At 75.0% G+C, this 22,389-nt stretch carries 8 protein-coding genes; all 8 read left to right on the top strand.

The window, feature by feature from the left end; translation table 11 throughout:
* The first annotated feature begins 40 nt into the window (after positions 1 to 40).
* Positions 41 to 1,624, top strand: coding sequence for an MBL fold metallo-hydrolase (locus ACFU74_RS16295; protein ID WP_380756978.1), 1,584 nt, complete (start codon positions 41 to 43; stop codon positions 1,622 to 1,624).
* A 65-nt stretch (positions 1,625 to 1,689) separates the two neighbouring features.
* Entirely contained in the window at positions 1,690 to 1,899 is a 210-nt protein-coding gene (locus ACFU74_RS16290; RefSeq protein ID WP_093859912.1) for an MbtH family protein, read from the top strand.
* Between the two features lie 156 nt (positions 1,900 to 2,055).
* Positions 2,056 to 3,822 (top strand): fatty acyl-AMP ligase, encoded by a 1,767-nt coding sequence (locus ACFU74_RS16285; RefSeq protein WP_380756974.1) that lies wholly within the window; start codon positions 2,056 to 2,058, stop codon positions 3,820 to 3,822.
* Positions 3,819 to 5,564 (top strand): acyl-CoA dehydrogenase family protein, encoded by a 1,746-nt coding sequence (locus ACFU74_RS16280; protein WP_380756972.1) that lies wholly within the window; start codon positions 3,819 to 3,821, stop codon positions 5,562 to 5,564. The genes ACFU74_RS16285 and ACFU74_RS16280 overlap by 4 nt, the downstream gene beginning before the upstream one ends.
* Positions 5,561 to 7,297 carry an acyl-CoA dehydrogenase gene (locus tag ACFU74_RS16275; protein ID WP_380756969.1) on the top strand — a complete coding sequence of 579 codons (1,737 nt, stop codon included), beginning with the start codon at positions 5,561 to 5,563 and terminating at the stop codon, positions 7,295 to 7,297. The genes ACFU74_RS16280 and ACFU74_RS16275 overlap by 4 nt, the downstream gene beginning before the upstream one ends.
* Positions 7,294 to 7,566, top strand: coding sequence for an acyl carrier protein (locus tag ACFU74_RS16270; RefSeq protein ID WP_380756967.1), 273 nt, complete (start codon positions 7,294 to 7,296; stop codon positions 7,564 to 7,566). The genes ACFU74_RS16275 and ACFU74_RS16270 overlap by 4 nt, the downstream gene beginning before the upstream one ends.
* Positions 7,567 to 7,578: 12 nt before the next feature.
* The gene (locus tag ACFU74_RS16265; RefSeq protein ID WP_380756965.1) at positions 7,579 to 14,004 is read left to right on the top strand and encodes an amino acid adenylation domain-containing protein; all 6,426 of its coding nucleotides are present in this window, start codon (positions 7,579 to 7,581) and stop codon (positions 14,002 to 14,004) included.
* 4 nt (positions 14,005 to 14,008) lie between these two features.
* The coding region (locus ACFU74_RS16260; protein WP_380756963.1) for an amino acid adenylation domain-containing protein at positions 14,009 to 22,389 on the top strand (8,381 nt) is incomplete at its 3' end.

The raw sequence follows: 22,389 nt of genomic DNA, 5'->3' as shown, positions 1-22,389 counted from the left end.
ATGACTCTTCTCGATGAAATTCCCTGGGGGTGGTGCAGTGATGAGCGACGACGAGATGTTCCTGCGTTCGCGCGTCATCATCGAGCCGTTGGTGGACCGGTTCTACGCCTGGTTCCACACGGTGGCTCCGGTGCAGGCGTCGATGAATCTCGCATTCCTCCAGGTGCCGATGCTGGAGTCCTATCTGGACAATCCGCAGGTGCACGTCGCGGCGAGCGTCAACCCGGAGCTGCGCGGCGGGTACTTCGTCAACATCGCCGAGGAGCGCGCCGCGGAGGTCCGCGAGCTGCTCGACTCGATCAAGACCGACCGGGCCGGCATGCTGGCCTTCGCCAAGGCGGTCGCCGACGCGGAGAACCTGCTGCGGGAGAACGCCACCGGCTACGACCTGACGCCGTTCTACCCGCAGCTGCCCAAGGAGCTCGGCGGCCTGGTGGAGCTGGCGTACGACACCAGCAACCAGGCGTCGGTGCGCTTCATGGAGCCGCTGGCCTACCGCGGCGGGCTGTACAGCGAGGACCGGCAGTCGGTCCAGATCTCGCTGGAGCCCGGCTACGAGCGGCCGTTCATCCTGAGCACGCCGCGGCTCGCCTCGCCCGACGTGCTGGAGGCGAAGATCCCGTTCCGGCACGCCGGCCTGGAGGAGCTGTTCCGCGCCCGGTTCCGCCCCACCACGGTGGGCCGGCTGCGCGAGGCCCTGGAGCTCACCGACGCCCAGGCCGCCCTGCTGCCCGGGCTGCTGTCGGACCGTCCGAGCGTCTCGGAGGACCGCCACATCGAGGCCGGCGGCCGCATCCGCTACTTCGGCCACGCCTGTCTGGTGCTCCAGACGCCGCAGGCGGCGATCGTCACCGACCCGTTCCTGAGCGCCGACGCCAGCGCCGGCGACCGGTACACCTACGACGACCTGCCGGACTTCATCGACCTGGTCCTGATCACCCACGGCCACCAGGACCACATCGTCCTGGAGACCATGCTCCAGCTGCGCGGCCGGGTCGGCGCCGTCGTCGTCCCGCGCTCCTCGCGCGGCAACCTGGAGGACCCGTCGATCGGCCTCTACCTCAAGGAGCTCGGCTTCCCGGTCGTCGAGGTGGACGACTTCGACGAGGTGCCGTTCCCCGGTGGCAAGGTCGTCGCCACGCCGTTCCTCGGCGAGCACTGCGACCTGGACATCCGGGCCAAGTCGACCTACTGGGTCGACCTGGCGGGCAAGTCGGTGTTCGTCGGCGCGGACTCCTCGGGCATCGACCCGGTCCTCTACCGGCACATCCGCAACCACCTGGGCACCGCCGACATCTGCTTCCTCGGCATGGAGTGCGACGGCGCGCCGCTCACCTGGCTCTACCAGGCGCTGCTCACCAGCCCGGTGCCGAAGAAGATGAGCCGCTCGCGCAAGCTCTCCGGCTCCAACGCCCAGCAGGCCGCGGCGATCATGACCGAGTTCGGCGCCACCGAGGCCTACATCTACGCCATGGGCGAGGAGCACTGGCTCGGCCACGTCATGGCCACCACGTACAACGAGGACACCTACCAGATCCAGCAGATCAACGAGTTCCTCACCTGGTGCGCCGACCGCGGAATCAAGGCCGAGCACCTGCTCAACCAGCGCGAATGGCGTTGGTGACGCCGGCCGGGTGAGACCGGCCGGAAACCGATCCCGGGAGAAACCCCGCACGAAAGGAATGCGCTGTGAACCCCTTCGACGACCCCGATGCCTCCTTCCTGGTCCTGGTCAACGACGAAGGCCAGCATTCGCTCTGGCCGGTCTTCGCCGATGTTCCGGACGGCTGGCGGAAGGTATTCGGCGAGGCCGCCCGGCAGGACTGCCTCGAATACATCGAGACCAACTGGACCGATCTGCGGCCGAAGAGCCTGATCGCCGCGATGGAAAGCAAGTAACAGCAAGCGGAAGTAATCGATCCGCCCGCGCCGGGACGAACGGCGGAGGAATTCCTCCGCCGCCCGGCGGCCGGCGAACGAACCGAGGAAACGTCAATCCGGCCGGATGACCTGGCGACCGCCGGGGCCCGGCCCGTTTCGTGGAGGGGTGCCGAGATGCCCGATCTCACCGACCACCGGAACCTGCGCGACGCGTTCGCCGCCCAGGTCGCCCGGCAACCGGAGGCGACCGCGCTGACGATGTTCCGCGGTTCCGACGCCGAGGAGCAGGAGAGCCTGAGCTTCGCCGAACTGGCCCGCCGCGCCGCACTGCGCGCCGCACGGCTGACCGCCCGCTTCGCGCCGGGCGAGCGGGTGCTGATCGCGCTCCCGACCTGCACCCAGTTCGTGGAGCTCTACCTCGCCTGCCTGTTCTCCGGCCTGATCGCGGTGCCCACCCCGCCGCTCGGCGGCTCGGCCACCGCCACCGAACGGGCCGTCGCCATCGCCGCCGACTGCACCCCGGCCCTGGTCGTCACCACCGCCGACCACCGCGAGGCGCTCGCCGAGCGGCTCGCCGCGCTCGGCCTGGACGGCGCCCTGGTCGAGGCGGCCGGGGAGGCCGGCGACGGCGAGGCCGCCGTGCCCACCGCCCCCGACCTGCCGCCGGACACCCTCGGCGTGCTGCAGTACAGCTCCGGCTCGACCGGCCGCCCCAAGGGCGTGATGCTCTCGCACCGCAACATCCTCACCAACATCCGCAGCATCGGCGAGTACTTCGGCCTCGGCGACGGGCCCGGCGGCTGCGGCAGCTGGCTGCCGCTCCACCACGACATGGGCCTGTTCGGGATGCTCACCACGCCGCTGATGGCCGGCGCGCCCGTCACCCTGATGTCCCCGAGCGACTTCGTGCGCCGCCCGGTGGAGTACCTGCGGATGATGCAGTGGTCGCGCAGCACCGTCACCGCCGTGCCCGACTTCGCCCTCGACCTGTGCACCCGGCTGGTCAACGACCGGGACCTCGCGGCCCTCGACCTCTCGCACGTGCGCCGCATCTGCAACGGCTCCGAGCCGGTGCACGCCGCCACCCTGGAGGCCTTCACCGAGCGGTTCACCCCCGCCGGCCTGCGCCCCGACGCGCTGTCGCCGTGCTACGGGATGGCCGAGGTCACCCTCTACGTCTCCGGCACCCGGCTCGGCACCCCGTCCAAGGTGTTCTCCGTGGACCGGGCCCGGCTGGAGGACGCCGGCCACCCCGAGGTCCGGCAGGTCCCCGAGGAGCAGGGCCGCCCGCTGGTCGCCCTCGGCGCCCCGCACGGCATCCGGGTGCGGATCGTCGACCCCGCCGACGGCCTGGCCGTCGCGGACGGCGCGATCGGCGAGATCTGGGTCAGCGGCCCGAGCGTCGGCAGCGGCTACTGGGAGCGGCCCGACCTCAACGACCAGGTCTTCGGCGCCCGGCTGCCCGACGAGCCCGGTACCGCCTGGCTGCGCACCGGCGACCTCGGCGCCCTCGTCGACGGCGAGGTGGTCGTCACCGGCCGGCTCAAGGAGGTGATGATCGTCCGCGGCCGCAACCTCTTCCCGCAGGACGTCGAACGCGAGGCGCGCGCCGCGCACCAGGCGCTGACCGGCTTCGTCGGGGCCGCCTTCGGCATCGCCGCCCCGGACGAGCGGGTCGTCGTGGTCCACGAGGTCAGCCCCACCCTCCGGGCCGACGACCTGCCCGCCGTCGCCGGCGCCGTCCAGCGCCGGCTCTCCACCGAGGCGGACGTGCCCTGCCGCAACGTCCTGCTGGTGCGCCGCGGCACCGTCAGCCGCACCACCAGCGGCAAGATCCAGCGCACCGCGATGCGCGAGCGCTTCCTGGCCGGCGAGCTCACCGTCCTGCACGCCGAGCTGGACCCGCAGCTGGCCCTGATCGCGCGCGGCGGTGCGGCATGAGCGCGCCGACGCGTCCCGGGGACGCCCTGGAGGCGGCCCTCGGCGACCTGGAGGACCTCGCCCGCGACAGCGCCGCCCTCGACGCCGCCGAGCGCTTCCCCGCCGAGGCCTGCGCCCGGCTCGACGCCTTCGGCCTGCCCGCCCACTACGTGCCGGCCGAGTGGGGCGGCGCCCTGCACGACCACGAGCAGCTGATCGGCCTCTGGCGCGGCGTCGCCCGGCGCGACGTCAGCATCGCGGTCGCCCACGGCAAGACCTACCTCGGCGCCGCCCCCGTCTGGGACGCCGGAACCCCCGAGCAGAAGCGGGACACCGCCGCCGCGATCCTGGCCGGCACCCCGATCGCCTGGGCGCTCTCCGAGCCCGACCACGGCGCCGACCTGCTCAACGGCGGCCTCACCGCCACCGCCACCGCGGACGGCTACCGGCTGGACGGCCTCAAGTGGCCGGTCAACAACGCCACCCGGGGCGGACGGCTCACCCTGCTCGCCCGCACCGGCGCGCCCGGGACCGCCCGCGGCCACAGCCTGTTCGTCGTCGACAAGGCCGCGCTGCCCGCCGGCACCTGGCGCAACCCGGCCAAGGCCCCCACCCACGGCATCCGCGGCATCGACATCTCCGGCATCGAGTTCGACGGCGCCCCGCTGCCGGCCGACGCGCTGCTCGGCCCGGCCGGCAGCGGCATCGAGACCGTGCTGCGCGCCCTCCAGCTCACCCGCATCACCTGCGGCGCCCTCTCGCTGGGCGCCGGCGAGCACGGCCTGCGGCTGGTCGCCCGGTTCACGGCGGAGCGGATCATCCAGCACCGGCCGCTGCTCGACCGCGCCCACCCCGGCTCGATCCTCGCCCGCTGCGCGGCCCTGCTGGCCGCCGCCGAGGCCACCACCCTGGTCGGCGCCCGGTCGGTGCACAGCCTCACCGGCGAGCTCAGCGTCACCTCCGCCGTGGTCAAGTCGCTGGCGCCCACCCTGGTCGACTCCCTGCTCGGCGAACTGTCCGAACTGCTCGGCGTGCGCTCCTACCTCACCGGCACCTACGAGCACGGCGCCTTCCAGAAGCTGTGGCGCGACCACCAGGTGGTCGCCGTCTTCGACGGCAGCACCCCGGTCAACCGCAGCGCGCTCGCCCAGCAGTTCCCCCGGCTCTCCCGGGCCCTGGCCGCCGGCGACGCCGACGCGGACGGCCTGGCCGAGGCCGCCGCCTCCGGCACCCCGCCGCGCCCGCTGGACCGCAGCGCGCAGTCCCTGCTCTCGCGGTCCGGCTGCTCCGTCGTCCAGTCGCTGCCCGCGCTCGCCGAGGAGCTCGCCGCGCACGGCGCCCCCGACGGACTGGCCGAACACGCCGCCGCCCTGGCCGCGGCGGCCCGCCGGCTCGGCACCCTGCTGGCCGAGGTCCGCCCGGCGGCCCGCCCGCCGATGGCCGCCTACGAGCTGGCCGCCGCCTACGAGCTCTGCTACGCAGGCGCCGCCGTCCTGCACCTGTGGACGCGCGGCGAGCCCGCCCACCGCGGCGAACCGCTCTGGCAGGACGGCCTCTGGGCCCGGGCCGCGCTGCGCGCACTGCGCGCCCGGCTCGCCGCCGTGCTGCGCACCCCCGCGCCCGCCGACGCCCCCGGCGACGACCGGATCGACGCCGCCCTGTCGCGGCACATCGCCGAGGCCGCCGAGACCGGCGCGCCCGTCACCCCGTTCGGCGCGCCGCTGCCCCTGTCCGCCGTCCGCAGTGAAGGAGCACCCGCATGAGCGAGCGGAGCGAGCTCATCGACCAGCAGCAGGACGGACACCGCAGCGCCGAGCGCCTCGACGCCCTGTTCGGCGACCCGCGCGACGCCGCGAACCCCCTCGGCCACGCCCACGCCCTGGCCGCCGACGAGCGCCAGGAGATGCACACCGAGGGCGAGCGCCTGCTCGACGGCTTCGGCCTCAACGCCGAGTTCGTGCCCGCCGCGCTCGGCGGCCGGCTGCGCCGCGCCGACACCCTCGCCGACGTGCTGCGCACCGTCTGGCGGCGCGACCCGGCCCTCGGCCTCGGCTACGGCTTCGCCTCCTTCATCGCCTCCGTCAACATCTGGACCGGCGGCGACCGGGAGCAGCAGCGCCGCACCGCCGACCTGCTGCTCGCCAACCGGAGGATCGCCGCCGCGTTCCACGAGCTCGCCCACGGCAACGACTTCGCCCGGGCCGGCTTCAGCGCGCGGGCGGCCGACGGCGGCTGGCTGCTCTCCGGCCGCAAGGAGATCGTCACCAACCTGCGCCGGGCCGAGGCGATGGTGCTGTTCGCCCGCACCGGCGACCGGGCCGGCAGCCGCAGCCACAGCCAGTTCCTGGTCACCCGCGACGAGCTGCCCGCGAACCGGGTCCTCGACCTGCCGCGCTTCCCCAGCTCCGGCATGCGCGGCGTCCAGCTCGGCGGCATCCGCTTCACCGACTGCCCGGCGCCGGGCCACGCCCTGATCGGCGGCGTCGGCCAGGGCATCGAGATCGCGCTGCGCTCCTACCAGGTCACCAGGGCGGTGCTGCCGGCCATGAGCGTCGGCCCGTTCGACACCGCGCTGCGCACGGCGGTGGAGTTCGCCCTGGAGCGCCGCCTGTACGGGGGCGCCGCCGCCGACATCCCGTACGTGCGCGCCACCGTCGCGCGCGCCTACGCCGACCTGCTCGCCGTCGACGCCTTCGCCGCGGTCGGCCTGCGCACCCTGCACCTGGACCCCGGGGCGATGGCCGTCTACGCGCCCGCCGCCAAGTACCTGACCTCCCGGCTGGTGCTGGACGGGTTCGAGGACCTGCGCTCGGTGCTCGGCGCCGCCGGCTACCTGCGCGAGGGCCCGTACGCGATCTTCCAGAAGATGGCCAGGGACATCGCCCCCGCCGCGTTCGCCCACGTCTCGCGGGCCGCCTGCCTGGTGATGATCCTGCCCCAGATGCCCCGGCTGGCCCGCCGCTCCTGGCTGGTCGACGGCGCCGCCGCCAAGGAGGTCTTCGACCTCGGCGGGCCGCTGCCCGACCTGCCCTTCGACCGGCTCGCGGCCGGACTGCCGCGCGGCGACGGCCTGATCGGCGTGATCACCGAGGCCGCCGCGCAGCCGCAGCCGGGCCCGGTGGGCCGCTTCGCCGCCCGCCTGGAGGCCGAGCTGCGCGACCTGCGCGAGCGCTGCGCCGCCCTCGGGCCGGCCGGGATCACCATCGACGCCCCGCCGCAGGCCTTCGCCCTGGCCGACCGCTACACCGTGCTGCTCGCCGCCGCGGCGGCGCTCGCTGTGTGGGCCCAGGGCGGCGAGCAGTACCCGCGGGAGGCCCTGCTGGGCGTCCTGGACCGGCTCACCGGCCGCCTCGGCGGCGAGTCCGTCCTCACGCCGGCCGAACGCGAGGACGTCGAGCAGCGGCTCTTCGACCTGGCCGTCCGGCGCTGCCGGGAGAACCGTCTCCTCGATCTGACCGCCCGCCCGATCGCGGGCCGAGAAGGGAACCACCGATGACCGATGCGGAACTGACGCAGTCCGTGCGCACGCCCGAGGAGATCGGGGCCTGGCTGGCCGAGCGGGTCTCGCACTTCCTGCAGATCCCGGCCGGCGAGATCGACCCCGAGGGCTCCCTCGCCGGGTACGGCCTCGACTCGGTGTACGTCTTCGCCCTCTGCGGCGAGATCACCGACGACCTGGGTCTGCCCATCGAGCCCACGCTGCTCTGGGACATCGACACGCTGTCCGCGCTCACCGCCCACCTCGTGGGCCTCGCTGCCGAATAGGGGATGACGGGAATGGCTGCGCCTCAGGCGGAATCGCACGAGCTGATGTCCGGTCAGCTCGGCATCTGGTACGCCCAGCAACTGGCACCCGAGGACCCGGCGTACAACATCGCCGAGTACCTCGACCTCCGTGGCGACGTGCGGGTGGACCTGCTGGTGGCGGCGACCCGCCGGGCCCTGGAGGAGGCGGAGGCCTACCGGCTGCGCTTCCGCCTGGAGGGGCAGTCGCCGCGGCAGTACGTCGGCGCCGCGGACGAGCACCGGGTGGACGTCGTCGACCTGCGGGGCGAGGACGACCCCTTCACGGCCGCCCGGGCCTGGATGGCGGCGGACCTCTCCCGCCCGGTCGCGCTGACCGGCGGCCCGCTCGCCGCCCACGCGGTGCTGGTCCTCGGCGAGGACCGGTGCCTGTGGTACCAGCGGATCCACCACGCCGTCCTGGACGGCAGCAGCCTGACCGCCTTCGCCGCCCGGGTCGCCGCGCTCTACACCGCGGCGCTGGGCGGCACGGAGCCCGAGGGCGCCGCACCGGCCCCGCTGAAGGTGCTGCTGGACGCCGACCGCGCCTACCGCTCCTCGGACGAGCCGGAGGCCGACCGGCGGTTCTGGGCCGAGGCACTGGCCGGCCTCCCGCCGACCGGCGAGGCGCACGGCCGGCGGCTGTCCGGCCACCCGGTGCTGTACGCCCGGGACGTGGCCCCCGAGGACGCCGCCGCACTGCGCGCGGCCGCCCGCGGCCTGCGGACCGGCTTCGCCACCCTGGCGATCGCCGCCGCCGCCGTCTACCACCACCGGGTCACCGGACTGCGGGACTTCGCCGTCGGCGTCCCGGTCACCGGCCGCACCACCATGGCCGAACTCGGCGTCCCCGGCATGACCTCCAACGTGCTGCCGGTCCGCTTCACGATCGGCCACCGCACCACCGTCGCCGACCTGCTGGCCGCCACCGCCCAGGCGCTGCGCGCGGGCCTGCGCCACCAGCGCCACCAGCTGCGCGACCTCCTGGCCGAGCGCCGGCTGGTCGGCCACGGCTCGCTCTGGGGCCTGAGCGTCAACGTCATGACGGTGGACCGCCCGCTGCGCTTCGGCGACTGCGAGGCCGTCCGGACCGGCCTGTCCAGCGGCCCCGCCGAGGAACTCAAGATCGACCTGATCGGCACCGCCGACGGCGACGGCCTGCAGACCCTGGTCCAGCTCAACGCCGAGCGCCACGACCCCGCCTCCGGCCCGGGCATCGCCGACCGCTACCACCGCGTCCTGCGCGCGCTGGCCGCGGCCCGGCCCACCGACGCCGTCGCGGGCCTCGACGTGCTGGACGCCGCCGAGCGCGCCCGCGTGGTGCGCGACTGGAACGACACGGCGGTGGCCGTGCCGCAGGCGTCGGTGCCGGAGCTGTTCGCGGCGCAGGCGGCGCGGACGCCCGACGCGCCGGCCCTGGTGTGCGGCGGCGCCGAGCTGAGCTACGCCGAACTGGACGCCAGGTCGGACCGCCTTGCGGCCTGGCTGCGCGGCGCCGGCGTCGGCGCCGAATCGGTGGTGGCGCTCTGCCTGCCGCGCGGCATCGAGATGGTCACGGCCCTGCTGGGCGTCTGGAAGGCCGGCGCCGGCTACGCCCCGCTCGATGCGGAACACCCGCTGGAGCGGCTGGAGTTCGTGCTGGCCGACAGCGGAGCCCGGCTGCTGCTGGGCCACCGCGAGCTGGTCGCGGGCCTGAGCGCCGAGCGCGTGGTGTGCCTGGACGACCCGGCGGTCGCGGCCGAGGTCGACGCCGCCGGGCGCCCGGCCCCGGCGGCGGTGCCGCCGGGCGGACTGGCCTACGTGATCCACACCTCCGGCTCCACCGGCCGCCCCAAGGGCGTCGCCGTCACCCACGGGGGCCTGGCCAACTACACGGCCACCGTCCCCGGCCGGGTCGGCCTCGGCGCGCCCGGCGACCGCTACGCCCTGCTCCAGGCGCAGACCACCGACCTCGGCAACACGGTGCTCTTCGCCGCCCTGACCACGGGCGGCACCGTCCACGTCCTGGACGCCGACGCCGCCACCGACCCCGGCCGGCTCACCGCCTACCTCGCCGAGCACCGGATCGACCACCTCAAGGCCGTCCCCTCGCACCTGGCCGCCCTCGGCTCGGCCGCCGGCCCGGCCGGCCTCGTCCCCGCCAAGTCCCTGGTGCTCGGCGGCGAGGCCGCCACGCCCGCCTGGGCCGGACAGCTGCTGGCCGCCGCCGGCGAGCGCGCCGTGTACAACCACTACGGGCCCACCGAGGCCACCATCGGCGTGGTCACCGGGCGGCTGGACGCCCGCACCGCCGCCGCCGGCACCGTCCCGCTCGGCACCCCCGTCGGCAACGTGCGGACGTACGTCCTGGACGACGCGCTGCGCCCGGTGCCGGTCGGCACGGCCGGTGAGCTCTACCTCGCCGGCGCGCAGCTGGCCCGCGGCTACGTGGGCCGTCCCGGGCTGACGGCGGAACGTTTCGTCGCCAACCCGTTCGACTCCGGCGAGCGCCTCTACCGCACCGGCGACCTGGCCCGCTGGACCGCCGACGGACAGCTGGTCTTCGCCGGCCGCACCGACGACCAGGTCAAGATCCGCGGCTTCCGCGTCGAGCCCGGCGAGGTCCGCGCCGTCCTCGCCGAACACCCGGAGGTCGCGCAGGCGGCCGTCGTCGTCCGCGAGGACACCCCCGGCGACCCGCGGCTCACCGCCTACCTGGTCCCCGCCGGCGGCAACGCCGGACCCGCCGGCACCGAACTCGCCGACACCGTCCGCCGGTTCACCGCCGAACGAATGCCCGGACACCTCGTCCCCGCGGCCTTCGTCCTGCTCGACGCGCTGCCGCTGACCGCCAACGGCAAGCTCGACCGGCACGCCCTGCCCGCCCCCGGCCCCGCCGCCGGCGGCGGCCGCGCCCCGGCGGACGCCCGCGAGGAACTGATCTGCCGCGCCTTCGCCGACGTCCTCGGCCTGCCCGAGGTCGGCGTCGACGACGACTTCTTCGCCCTCGGCGGCCACTCCCTGCTCGCCGTCACCCTGGTCGCCCGGCTGCGCGAGCAGCAGGTGCCGGTCTCCGTCCCCGCCCTGTTCCAGGCCCCGACCCCGGCCGCCCTCGCCGCGGCCTCCGCGCCGGAGCCGATCGCCGTCCCGGCCAACCTCGTCCCCGCCGGCGCCACCGCGATCACCCCCGCCATGCTGCCGCTGGTCGAACTCACCGACACCGAGATCGCCACCATCGCCGCCGCCGTCCCCGGCGGCGCGGCGAACATCGCCGACGTCTACCCGCTCGCCCCGCTCCAGGAAGGCATCTTCTTCCACCACCTGGCCCGCACCGAGGGCGAGGCCGACCCGTACATGAGCTGGGCGGTGCTCGAATTCGACACCCGGGCCCGGCTGGACGGCTTCCTCGCCGGACTCCAGCGCGTCGTCGACCGCCACGACATCTACCGCACCGCGATCGCCTGGGAAGGCCTGCGCGAGCCCGTCCAGGTCGTCCTGCGCGAAGCCGCCCTGCCCGTCCAGGACCTCACCCTGGACCCGGCCGGCGCCGAACCGGCCGAGCAGCTGCTCACCGCCGCCGGCCGCTGGATGCCCCTCGGCCGCGCCCCGCTGATGGGCGTCCACACCGCCCCGAAGCCGGACGGCGACGGCCACCTCGCCCTGCTGCGCATCCACCACCTGGTGCGCGACCGCACCTCCATGGACGTGCTGCTCGGCGAGGTCCGCGCCTTCCTCGCCGACCGGGTCGACGAACTGCCCGAACCGCTGCCCTTCCGCGACTTCGTCGCCCAGGCCCGCCTCGGCGTCTCCCGCGAGGAGCACCAGCGCCACTTCGCCGGACTGCTCGGCGACGTCACCGAGACCACCGCCCCGTTCGGCCAGCTGGACGTGCGCCGCGTCGGCACCGACCTCGGCCGCGCCCAGGCGGAGGTCGACGACCGGCTGGCCGCCCGGGTCCGCGAACTGGCCCGCACCCTGGGCGTCAGCCCGGCGGCGGTCTTCCACCTCGCCTGGGCCCGCGCCCTGGCCGCGCTCTCCGGCCGCGACGACGTCGTCTTCGGCACCGTGCTGCTCGGGCGGATGAACGCCGGCGCCGGCGCCGACCGCGTCCCCGGCCCCTTCCTCAACACCCTGCCGGTCCGGGTCCGCCTCGACGGCACCACCGTCGGCGACGCCCTCACGGCGCTGCGCCGGCAGCTCGCCGACCTGCTCGAACACGAGCACGCGCCGCTCGCCGTCGCCCAGGCGGCCAGCGGCGTGCCCGGCGGGCGCCCGCTGTTCACCTCGATCTTCAACTACCGGCACGGGCAGACCGTCCACGAGTCCGGCATCGACCTCGACGGCATCGGCGTCCTGGTCAGCCGCGAGTACACCAACTACCCGCTGAACGTCTCGGTCAGCGACTCCGGCACCGGATTCGTCATCAACGTCAGCGCGCTCGCCCCCGCCGACCCCGACCGCGTCCACGCGCTGCTCACCACCGGCCTCGCCAACCTGGTCGAGGCGCTCACCGACGCGCCGCGCACCCCGCTCGCCGCGATCGAGGTCCTCGACGACACCCAGCGCGCGCTGCTCCTCCGGGAGTGGAGCGGTGCCGGCGCCGTCCCGGCGACCACCCCCGCCACCGCCCCGGAGCTGTTCCGCCGGCAGGCCGCCGCCACCCCGGAGGCGACCGCCCTGGTCGACGGCGGCGAGCGGCACAGCTACCGCGCGCTCGACGACTGGTCCGACCGGCTCGCCGGCCACCTCAACCGGCTCGGCGTCGGCCCGGAGAGCGTCGTCGCCCTCCACCTGCCGCGCGGGCTCCGGATGACCGCCGCGATCCTCGGCGTCTGGAAGGCCGGCGCCGCCTACCTGCCGATCGACCCCGGCTACCCCGCCGAGCGGGTCGCCCACATGGTCGCCGACAGCCGCGCCGCCGTCGTCGTCGGCCTTGAGGACGACCTGGACGAACTTCCGCTGCGCCGTGTCCTGACCCTCGCCCTCGACGACCCGGCCACCGAGGCCAAACTCGCCGCCCAGGCCCCCGCCCCGGCCCGCGAGCCCCTGCCGGGCCAGACCGCCTACGTCATCTACACCTCCGGCTCCACCGGCCGCCCCAAGGGCGTCGCCGTCACCCACGGCGGCCTGGCCGCCTACCTCGCGGCCGTCCCCGCCCGGGTCGGCTTCGGCGAACCCGGCACCCGGTACGCGCTGCTCCAGGCCCAGGCCACCGACCTCGGCAACACCACGGTCTTCGGCAGCCTGACCACCGGCGGCGAACTGCACATCCTCGACGCCCGGGCCGCCGTCGACCCGGCCGTGGTCGCCCGCTACCTGGCCGAGCACCGCATCGACCACCTGAAGGCGGTGCCCTCCCACCTCGCCGCGCTCGGCGGCGAGAACGGCGCGGACGTCCTGCCCGCCCGTTCCCTGGTCCTCGGCGGCGAGTCCGCCCCCCTCGACTGGGCCCGCCGGCTTCTCGCACAGGCCGGCGAGCGGACCGTGCACAACCACTACGGCCCCACCGAGACCACCGTCGGCGTGGTCACCGCCCGGCTCGACGAGGCCGCGCTCGCCGACGGCACCCTGCCGATCGGCACCCCGGTGCCCGGCACCCGGGTGTACGTCCTGGACGACGCGCTGCGCCCCGCCCCCGTCGGCGTCGCCGGCGAGCTGTACATCGGGGGCGCGCAGCTGGCCCGCGGCTACGTGGGCCGTCCCGGGCTGACGGCGGAACGTTTCGTCGCCGACCCGTTCGGCTCCGGCGGGCGCCTGTACCGCACCGGCGACCGGGTGCGGTGGACCACGGACGGGCGCCTGGTCTTCTCCGGCCGTGCCGACGACCAGGTGAAGATCCGCGGCTACCGGGTCGAACCCGGCGAGGTGGCCTCCGTGCTGGCCGGCTACGGCCGCGTCGAGCAGGCGGTCGTCGTCGCCCGGACCGAGGGCACCGGCGAACCGAGGCTGGTCGGCTACGTCGTCCCGGTCGACGAGGAGGACGCCGAGGACGCCGGATTCGCCGACCTGGTCCGCAAGTTCGCCGCCGGCCGGCTGCCCGAGCACATGGTCCCCTCCGCCGTCGTCGTCCTCGGCGCCCTGCCGCTGACCGCCAACGGCAAGCTCGACCGCGCGGCCCTGCCCGCCCCCGAGCACGCCGGCGCCGCCCAGGTCCGCCGGGAGCCGGCCAACGAGCGCGAGCGCGTCCTGTGCGCCGCCTTCGCCGAGGTCCTCGGACTCCCGGCGGTCGGCGTCGAGGACGACTTCTTCACCCTGGGAGGCCACTCCCTGCTGGCGACCCGCCTGGTCAGCCGCGTCCGCGTCCTGCTGGACGAGGAGCTGCCGATCCAGGAGCTGTTCGCCGACCCCACCCCCGCCGGCCTCGCGGCCTGGCTCGCCGACAACGCCCACCACGCACAGAACGCCCGGCCGGCCCTGCGGCCGCGTCCGAGGGAGGAATAAAACGATGATCCCCATGTCTTTCGCCCAGCGGCGGATGTGGCTCCAGTGGCGCGTGGAGGGAGCGAGCTCCACCTACAACAGCGCCACCGTCGTTCGCCTCACCGGACGGCTCGACCAGCAGGCACTGGGCGCCGCCCTGTGCGACCTGATCGGCCGCCACGAGGCGCTGCGGACCGTCTTCCCCGAGGTGGACGGTGAGCCCGGCCAGCGGATCCTGGATCCCGCCGACCTGCCGTGGGAGCTCGCCGTGGTGCGGGTGCTCGGGGCGGAAGACACGGGGCGGGCGCACCCCGGCCTGCCCGCGCTGAACGACCTCGCCTGGGACCGGGCGGTGCTCGACCTGCCGGCCGTCGAGGTGGCCGACGCGCCGCCCGGCGCCGAGATCACCGCGGCGGAACTCACCGGTGCCGTCGCCCGAGCCGCCCGGCACCCGTTCGACCTCGCCACCGAAGTGCCCGTCAGGGCCTGGCTGTTCGAGCTGACCGAGGACGAGCACGTCCTCGTCCTGGTGCTGCACCACATCGCCACCGACGGCTGGTCGGGCGGCCCGCTCGCCCGCGACCTGTCCGCCGCCTACGCGGCCAGGTGCGCGGGGCGGGCCCCGCAGTGGGAGCCGCTGCCGATCCAGTACGCCGACTACGCGTACTGGCAGCGCGACCTCCTGGGCGACCCGCAGGACCCCGCCGCGCTGGGCTCGCGCCAGGTCGGGTACTGGCGCGACGCCCTGGCGGGCGTCCCCGAGGAACTCGCCCTGCCCGCCGACCGCCCGCGCCCCGCGGAGGTCTCCCACCGCGGCCACGCGGTCGGCGTGAGCCTGTCGGCCGACACCCACCGCGCCCTCGCCGCCGTGGCCCGGGAGCGCCGCGCCACCCTGTTCATGGTGCTCCAGGCGGCCGTTGCCGTGACCCTCTCCCGGCTGGGCGCGGGCACCGACATCCCGATCGGCTCGCCCATCGCCGGGCGCACCGACGAGGCGCTGAACGACCTGATCGGCTGCTTCGTCAACACCCTCGTCGTGCGCACCGACCTCTCGGGCGACCCGACCTTCGCCGAGGTCGTGGACCGGGTGCGCGGCACCACCGTGGGCGCGTACGGCCACCAGGACGTGCCGTTCGAGCGGCTGGTGGAGGAGCTGGCCCCGGCCCGCTCGCTGGCCCGTCACCCGCTGTTCCAGGTCTTCCTGGCCCCGCTGGACATCGGCTCGTCCGTCGACCTGCCCGGCCTGCGCGGCGAGGCCCTGGTGCTCGGCCGCTCCGGCGCCAAGTTCGATCTGGAGGTCACGGTCGGCGAGGTCTTCGACGCCGACGGCGCGCCGGCCGGCCTGCGCGGCGTGCTGATGGGCTCGGCGGACCTGTTCGACCACGACACGCTCCGGCGGCTGGCCGGCCGCCTGGTGCGGGTGCTGGACGCGCTCGCCGCCGACCCCGCGCTGCGGGTGTCGGCGGTCGAGGTGGTGGACGCGGCGGAGCGCCGGCTGGTGGTGGGTGAGTGGAACGACACCGCTGCCGCGGTGTCGGAGTTGTCGGTGTCGGAGGTGTTCGCGGCGCGGGTGGCGGAGTCGCCGGAGGCTGTGGCGCTGGTCAGTGGTGAACTGTCGCTCTCGTACCGTGAGTTGGACGAGAAGGCTGACCGTCTGGCGTCGGTGCTGGTGGAGCGCGGTGTCGGTGTGGAGTCGCCGGTTGCCGTGGTGATGGAGCGTTCGGCGGAGCTGGTGGTCATGCTGCTGGCGGTGCTGCGGGCCGGCGGGGCGTTCGTGCCGGTGGATGTGGCGTGGCCGTCGGCGCGGGTCGAGGCCGTGCTCGCGGACGCCCGCCCCGTGTGCGTGGTGACGACGCGGGATCTGGCGTCGGACGTTCCGGCGGGCCTGCCGGTGGTGCTCGCGGATGCGGTTCCGGCTGGTCACGGCAAGGTTCCGTCGGTTGTGGGGCTGCTGGACCGGGCGGCGTACGTGATGTACACCTCCGGCTCGACCGGCATCCCGAAGGGTGTCGTCACGACGCATCGGGACCTCGTCGCGCTGGCGCTGGACGGGTGCTGGGGTGCGTCGGCGGACATGCGGGTGCTGTTCCACGCCCCGCACGCCTTCGACGCGTCGTCGTACGAGCTGTGGGTGCCGCTGCTGTCCGGAGGGACGGTCGTGGTGGCTGAGCCGGTGGCGGTCGACGCCTCGGTTCTGGCTGGTCTTGTCTCCCGGCACGGGCTGACGCACGTCCATGTGACGGCGGGTCTGCTGCGGGTGCTGGCTGATCAGGACCCGGGGTGCTTCAAGGGTGTCCGCGAGGTCCTGACCGGCGGCGACGTCGTTCCGGCGGCGTCCGTGCGGCGCCTGCTGGAGCACAACTCCGGCCTGGTGGTCCGGCATCTGTACGGCCCGACCGAGGTGACGCTGTGCGCCACCCAGTACGAGGCCCATGACGTTGCCGGTGAGGTGCTGCCGATCGGCCGTCCGCTGGACAACACCCGTGCCTATGTCCTGGACGACACGCTGTCTCCTGGCCCGGTCGGTGTGACGGGTGAGTTGTACGTGGCAGGCGTGGGCCTGGCCCGTGGCTACGCCCGCCAGTCGGTCCTGACGGCGGAACGTTTCGTCGCCGACCCGTTCGGTTCCGGCGAGCGCCTGTACCGCACCGGCGACCGCGTCCGCTGGACGGCCGACGGGCAGCTCGTTTTCGCCGGTCGCGCGGACGCGCAGGTGAAGATCCGTGGTTTCCGCGTGGAGCCGGGCGAGGTGGAGGCGGTCGTCGCCGGGCACCCGCAGGTGGCCCAGGCGGCCGTGGTGGTCCGTGAGGACACCCCGGGCGACAAGCGCCTCGTGGCGTACCTCGTCGCGGGCGAAGCCATGGACGTGGACGCCGTGCGCGCCCACGTCTCCGACCGCCTGCCCGCCTACATGGTCCCCTCGGCGTTCATGTCCCTGGAGACCCTCCCGCTGACCGTCAACGGCAAGCTCGACCGCAAGGCCCTGCCCGCGCCCAGCTACGAGGCCGGCGCCGGCCGCGCTCCGGCGGACGTGCGCGAGGAGCTGATCTGCCAGGTCTTCGCCGAGGTCCTCGGCCTGCCGCTGGTCGGCGTGGACGACGACTTCTTCGCCCTCGGCGGACACTCCCTGCTCGCCGTCTCCCTGGTCGAGCGCCTGCGCTCGCGCGGCGTCACCGTCTCCGTGCGCGCGCTGTTCGCCACCCCGACCCCGGCGAGCCTGGCCCACGCCGCCGGCGGGGCGCAGCCGGACGTCCCGGCCAACCTGATCCCCGAGGGCGCCACCGCGCTGACCCCGGCGATGCTGCCGCTGGTCGACCTCACCGACGCCGAACTCGCCACCGTCGTCGCCGCCGTCCCCGGCGGCGCGGCGAACATCGCCGACGTGTACCCGCTCGCCCCCCTCCAGGAGGGCATCTTCTTCCACCACCTGATGGCCGACCGGGAGGCCGGTGGCGACGCCTACCTGCTGCCCGTCTCGCTCGCCTTCGACTCCCGCCGACGGCTGGACGCCTTCACCGAGGCGCTGCGCTGGGTGCTGGCACGGCACGACGTCTACCGCACCGCCGTCGTCTGGGACGGTCTGCGCGAGCCCGTCCAGGTGGTCCTCCGCGAGGCCGCGCTGCCGGTCACCGAGGTCGCCCTCGACGCCGGGAGCGCGGACCCGGCGGAGGAGTTGCTGGTCGCGGCCGGCGGCTGGCTGGAGCTGGACCGGGCGCCGCTGCTGAGCATGCACACCGCGGCGGAGCCGGGCACGGACCGGTGGCTGGCCGTCCTGCGCATCCACCACCTCGTCCAGGACCACACCGCGCGCGACGTGCTGCTCGACGAGGTGCGGGCGTACCTGTCCGGCCGCGCCGGCGAGCTGCCGGAGCCGCTGCCGTACCGCGAGTTCGTCGCCCGGGCCCGCCTCGGGGTGCCGCGCGAGGAGCACGAGCGCTACTTCGCCGAGTTGCTCGGCGACGTCACCGAGACCACGGCCCCGTTCGGCCTGACCGATCTGCTCGGCGACAACGCCGGGACGGAGCGCGGCCGGGTGCCGGTGGACGAGGGGACGGCCCGCCGGACCCGTGAGGTGGCGCGGTCGCTGGGCGTCAGCCCGGCCACGCTGTTCCACCTCGCCTGGGCCCGGGTGCTCGGGGCCGTCTCGGGCCGCGACGACGTCGTGTTCGGCACCGTGCTGTTCGGCCGGATGAGCGCCGGCGCCGGCGCGGACCGGGTGCCCGGCCTGTTCATCAACACCCTGCCGGTCCGCGTCCGCCTGGACGGGTTCTCGGTGGCGGAGGCGCTGGACGGGCTGCGCGGCCACCTGGCCGACCTGCTGGTGCACGAGCACGCCCCGCTCGCCGTCGCCCAGACGGCCAGCGGCCTGCCGGCCGGCGGCGGCGCGCTGTTCAGCTCGCTGTTCAACTACCGGCACGCCGGTCCCGCCGTCCAGGGGCCCGACGCCCTGCTCGACGGCGTCACCGTCACCCAGACCCGGGAGGGCGCGGGCTTCCCGCTGAGCGCGGCCGTCGACGACGACGGCTCCCGGTTCGCCGTCACGGTGCGCGCCCCCGGGCGGGTCGGCCCGCACCGGGTCGCCGCCATGCTGCACACGGCGCTCGACAACCTGCTGCGCGCCCTGACGGAGGCCCCGGACAGCCGGTTCACGACCGTGGACGTGCTGGACGACGCGGCCCGGCACCAGGTGCTGGAGCAGTGGAACCGGACCGCGGTCGAGGTGCCGGACACGACGCTGCCGGAGCTGCTGGCCGCGCAGGCCGCGCGGACGCCGGACGCGACGGCCCTGCTGGTCGAGCGCGCCGACCCGTCCTCCGGCGCCCCCTCCTCCGCCGCGCCGTCCTACGAGGAGCTGTCCTACGCGGAGCTGTGGACGCGGGTGAACCGCCTCGCCCGGCTGCTGGCCGGCCGCGGCGTCGGCCCGGAGTCGGCCGTCGCCGTCATGCTGGAGCGCTCCGTCGACCTGGTGGTGGCCGTGCTCGCCGTGGCCACCGCCGGCGGCGCCTACGTGGCGGTCGACCCGGAGCACCCGGCGGAGCGGGTGGCCGGCATGCTCGCCGACAGCGCGCCCGTCGCCGTCCTCACGTCCGGGCTGCTCGCCGCCGGGGTGCCGGAGGCCGCCGGGGTGCCGGTGCTGGCGCTGGACCACCCGGCGCTCGTCGAGGAGCTGGCCGCCCTGGACGGCTCGCCGCTGACCGACGCCGACCGGGTGTCGCCGCTGCTGCCGGACCACCCCGCCTACGTGCTGTTCACCTCGGGCTCGACGGGGCGGCCCAAGGGCGTGGCGACCGCGCACCGCGCGATCGTCAACCGCCTGCTGGGCATGCAGGACGCGTACGGCCTGACCGCCGCCGACCGGCTGGTGCAGAAGACGCCGTTCGGCTTCGACGTCTCGGTCTGGGAGATCTTCTGGCCGCTGACGCAGGGCGCCTCCCTGGTGGTGGCCCGCCCCGGCGGCCACCGTGACCCGGCCTACCTGGCGGAGCTGGTGCGGGAGACCGGCATCACCGTCGTGCACTTCGTGCCGTCGATGCTGGAGCTGTTCCTCCGCGAGCCGGGGGCGGCCGGCTGCACCGGCCTGCGGATCGTCTTCTCCGGCGGCGAGGGCCTGTCGGCGGCGCTGCGGGACCGCTTCCTGGCGGTGCTCGACGCGCCGCTGTACAACCAGTACGGCCCGACGGAGGCGGCGATCGACGTCACCGCGACGCGCTGCTCCGCCGAGGACGGCGCCCGGGTGACCATCGGCGCGCCGGTGAGCAACACCCGGCTGTTCGTCCTGGACGGCCGGCTGCGCCCGGTCGCGCCCGGCGTGACGGGAGAGCTCTACCTGGCGGGCGCGCAGCTGGCCCGCGGCTACGTGGGCCGGGCCGCGCTGACGGCGGAGCGGTTCGTCGCCGACCCGTTCGGGGCGGCCGGCGAGCGGCTCTACCGCACCGGCGACCTGGTGCGCTGGACGGCGGACGGCGAGGTGGAGTACCTCGGGCGCGGCGACGACCAGGTGAAGATCCGCGGGCAGCGGGTGGAGCCGGGCGAGATCGAGTCGGTGCTGGCCGCCCGCGCGGGCGGCGCCCGGGTCGCCGTCACGGTCCACCAGGCCGCCCCGGGTGACGGCCGGCTGGTCGCCTACCTGGCCCCGGCCAAGGGCGGCACGGCCGCGGACATCGACGTGGACGCGGTGCGCACGGACGCCGCGGAGCGGCTGCCCGCACACATGGTGCCGTCGGTGTTCGTGGTGCTGGACGCGCTGCCGCTGACGGTGAACGGCAAGCTGGACCGCCGGGCGCTGCCCGCCCCGGACTTCGGCGCCGAGGCCGGTGGCGGCCGGGCGCCGGCCACCGTCCAGGAGGAGCTGGTCTGCCAGGGCTTCGCCGAGGTCCTCGGCCTGCCGTCGGTCGGCGTCGACGACAGCTTCTTCCTGCTCGGCGGCCACTCGCTGCTGGCCATCACCCTGGTGCAGTGGCTGCGGGCGCGCGGCATCACGGTGTCGGTGCGCACGCTGTTCGACGCGCCGACCCCGGCCGCGCTGGCCGTGGCGACGGGCCCGGCGGAACTCGTGGTGCCGCCGAACCTGATCCCCGCCGGCGCCACCGAGCTGACCCCGGCGATGCTGCCGCTGGTCGAGCTGACCGGGGCCGAGCTCGCGACCGTGGTCGCCGCCGTGCCGGGCGGCGCGGCGAACATCGCGGACGTGTACCCGCTGGCGCCGTTGCAGGAGGGCATGTACTTCCACCACCTGCTGGCGGACCAGGACGGCGGCGACGTCTACCTGAAGCCGTCGGTGGTCGAACTCGACTCCCGCGAGCGGTTGGACGGCTTCCTGCGGGCGCTCCAGTGGATGGTCGACCGGCACGACGTCTACCGCACCGCGATCATCTCCGAGGGCCTGCGCGAGCCGGTCCAGGTGGTCGTCCGCCACGCCGCCCTGCCGGTCACCGAAGTCGCGCTGGACCCGGCCGGCGCGGAGCCGGTCGAGCAGCTGCTCACCGCGGCGGGCGGCCGGCTGGACATGGACCGGGCGCCGCTGATGCGGGTGCACATCGCACCGCACGCGGACGGCCGGCGCTGGCTGGCGCTGCTGTCGATGCACCACATCGTCCGCGACCACACGACGATGGACACCCTGCTCGCCGAGGCGCGGGCCTTCCTGACGGACCGGACGGCGGAGCTGCCCGAGCCGCTGCCGTTCCGCGAGTTCGTGGCCCGGGCCCGCCTCGGCGTGCCGCGCGAGGAGCACCAGCGGTACTTCGCCGAGCTGCTCGGCGACGTCACCGAGCCCACCGCCCCGTACGGGATGCTGGACGTCCACGGCGACGGCAGCCGGGTCGCCCAGGCCAAGCTGCCCGTCGACGGCGAACTCGCCCGCCGCACCCGGGAGACGGCGCGGTCGCTGGGCGTCAGCCCGGCGACCGTCTTCCACCTGGTGTGGGCGCGGGTCCTCGGCGCGCTGGCCGGCCGCGACGACGTGGTCTTCGGCAGCGTCCTGTTCGGCCGGATGAACGCGGGCGCCGGCGCCGACCGGGTGCCCGGCCTGTTCATCAACACCCTGCCGGTGCGCGTCCGCCTCGCCGACCGGGGCGTCCGCGAGGCGGTCGACGGCCTGCGCGGCCAGCTCGCCGAACTGATGGTCCACGAGCACGCGCCGCTGACCCTGGCCCAGACGGCCAGCGGTCTGGCCGGCGGGACGCCGCTGTTCACCTCGCTCCTCAACTACCGGCACGTCCGGCCGGCCACCGAGACCGGCGAGCGGCTCGAAGGCATCACCAAGCTCTACTACGAGGACCGCACCAACTTCCCGCTGGACGTGGCCGTCGACGACGACGGCACCGGCTTCGCCGTGGTCGTCGAGGCCGTCGACCCGGCCGACCCCGAGTACGTCTGCGCCCTGGTGCACGCCTGCCTCGACGGCCTGATCACCGCGCTGGAGCATGACCCGGCTTCGCGGGTGGGGTCGGTGGATGTGTTGGGTGAGGTGGAGCGTCGGCGGTTGTTGGTGGAGTGGAATGCCACGGGGGTGGCGGAGTCGGTTGGTCTGGTGCCGGGGTTGTTCTCGGAGCAGGCGGGGCGGACTCCGGATGCCGTGGCGGTGGTGTGTGACGGTGTCGAGGTGTCGTATCGGGAGTTGGACGAGCGTTCGTCGCGGTTGGCGCGGCGGTTGATCGGGTTGGGTGTGGGGCCGGAGTCGGTGGTGGCTCTGGTGTTGGGTCGGTCGCCGGAGTTGTTCGTGGCGATTTTGGGTGTGTTGAAGGCGGGGGGTGCGTATTTGCCGGTGGATCCGGAGTATCCGGGGGAGCGGATCGGGTTCACGTTGGGGGATGCGGGTCCGGTGCTGGTGGTGGCGGAGTCGTCGACGGTGGGTGTGGTGCCGGCGGCTGTCGGGGTGCCGGTGCTGGTGCTGGATGATCCGTC

Origin of the sequence: Kitasatospora sp. NPDC057500, assembly GCF_042802195.1 — a bacterium.
Taxonomy (GTDB): domain Bacteria; phylum Actinomycetota; class Actinomycetes; order Streptomycetales; family Streptomycetaceae; genus Kitasatospora.
Note: the sequence above shows the minus strand (reverse complement) of the source record. Positions and strands in the feature narration are given on the sequence as shown.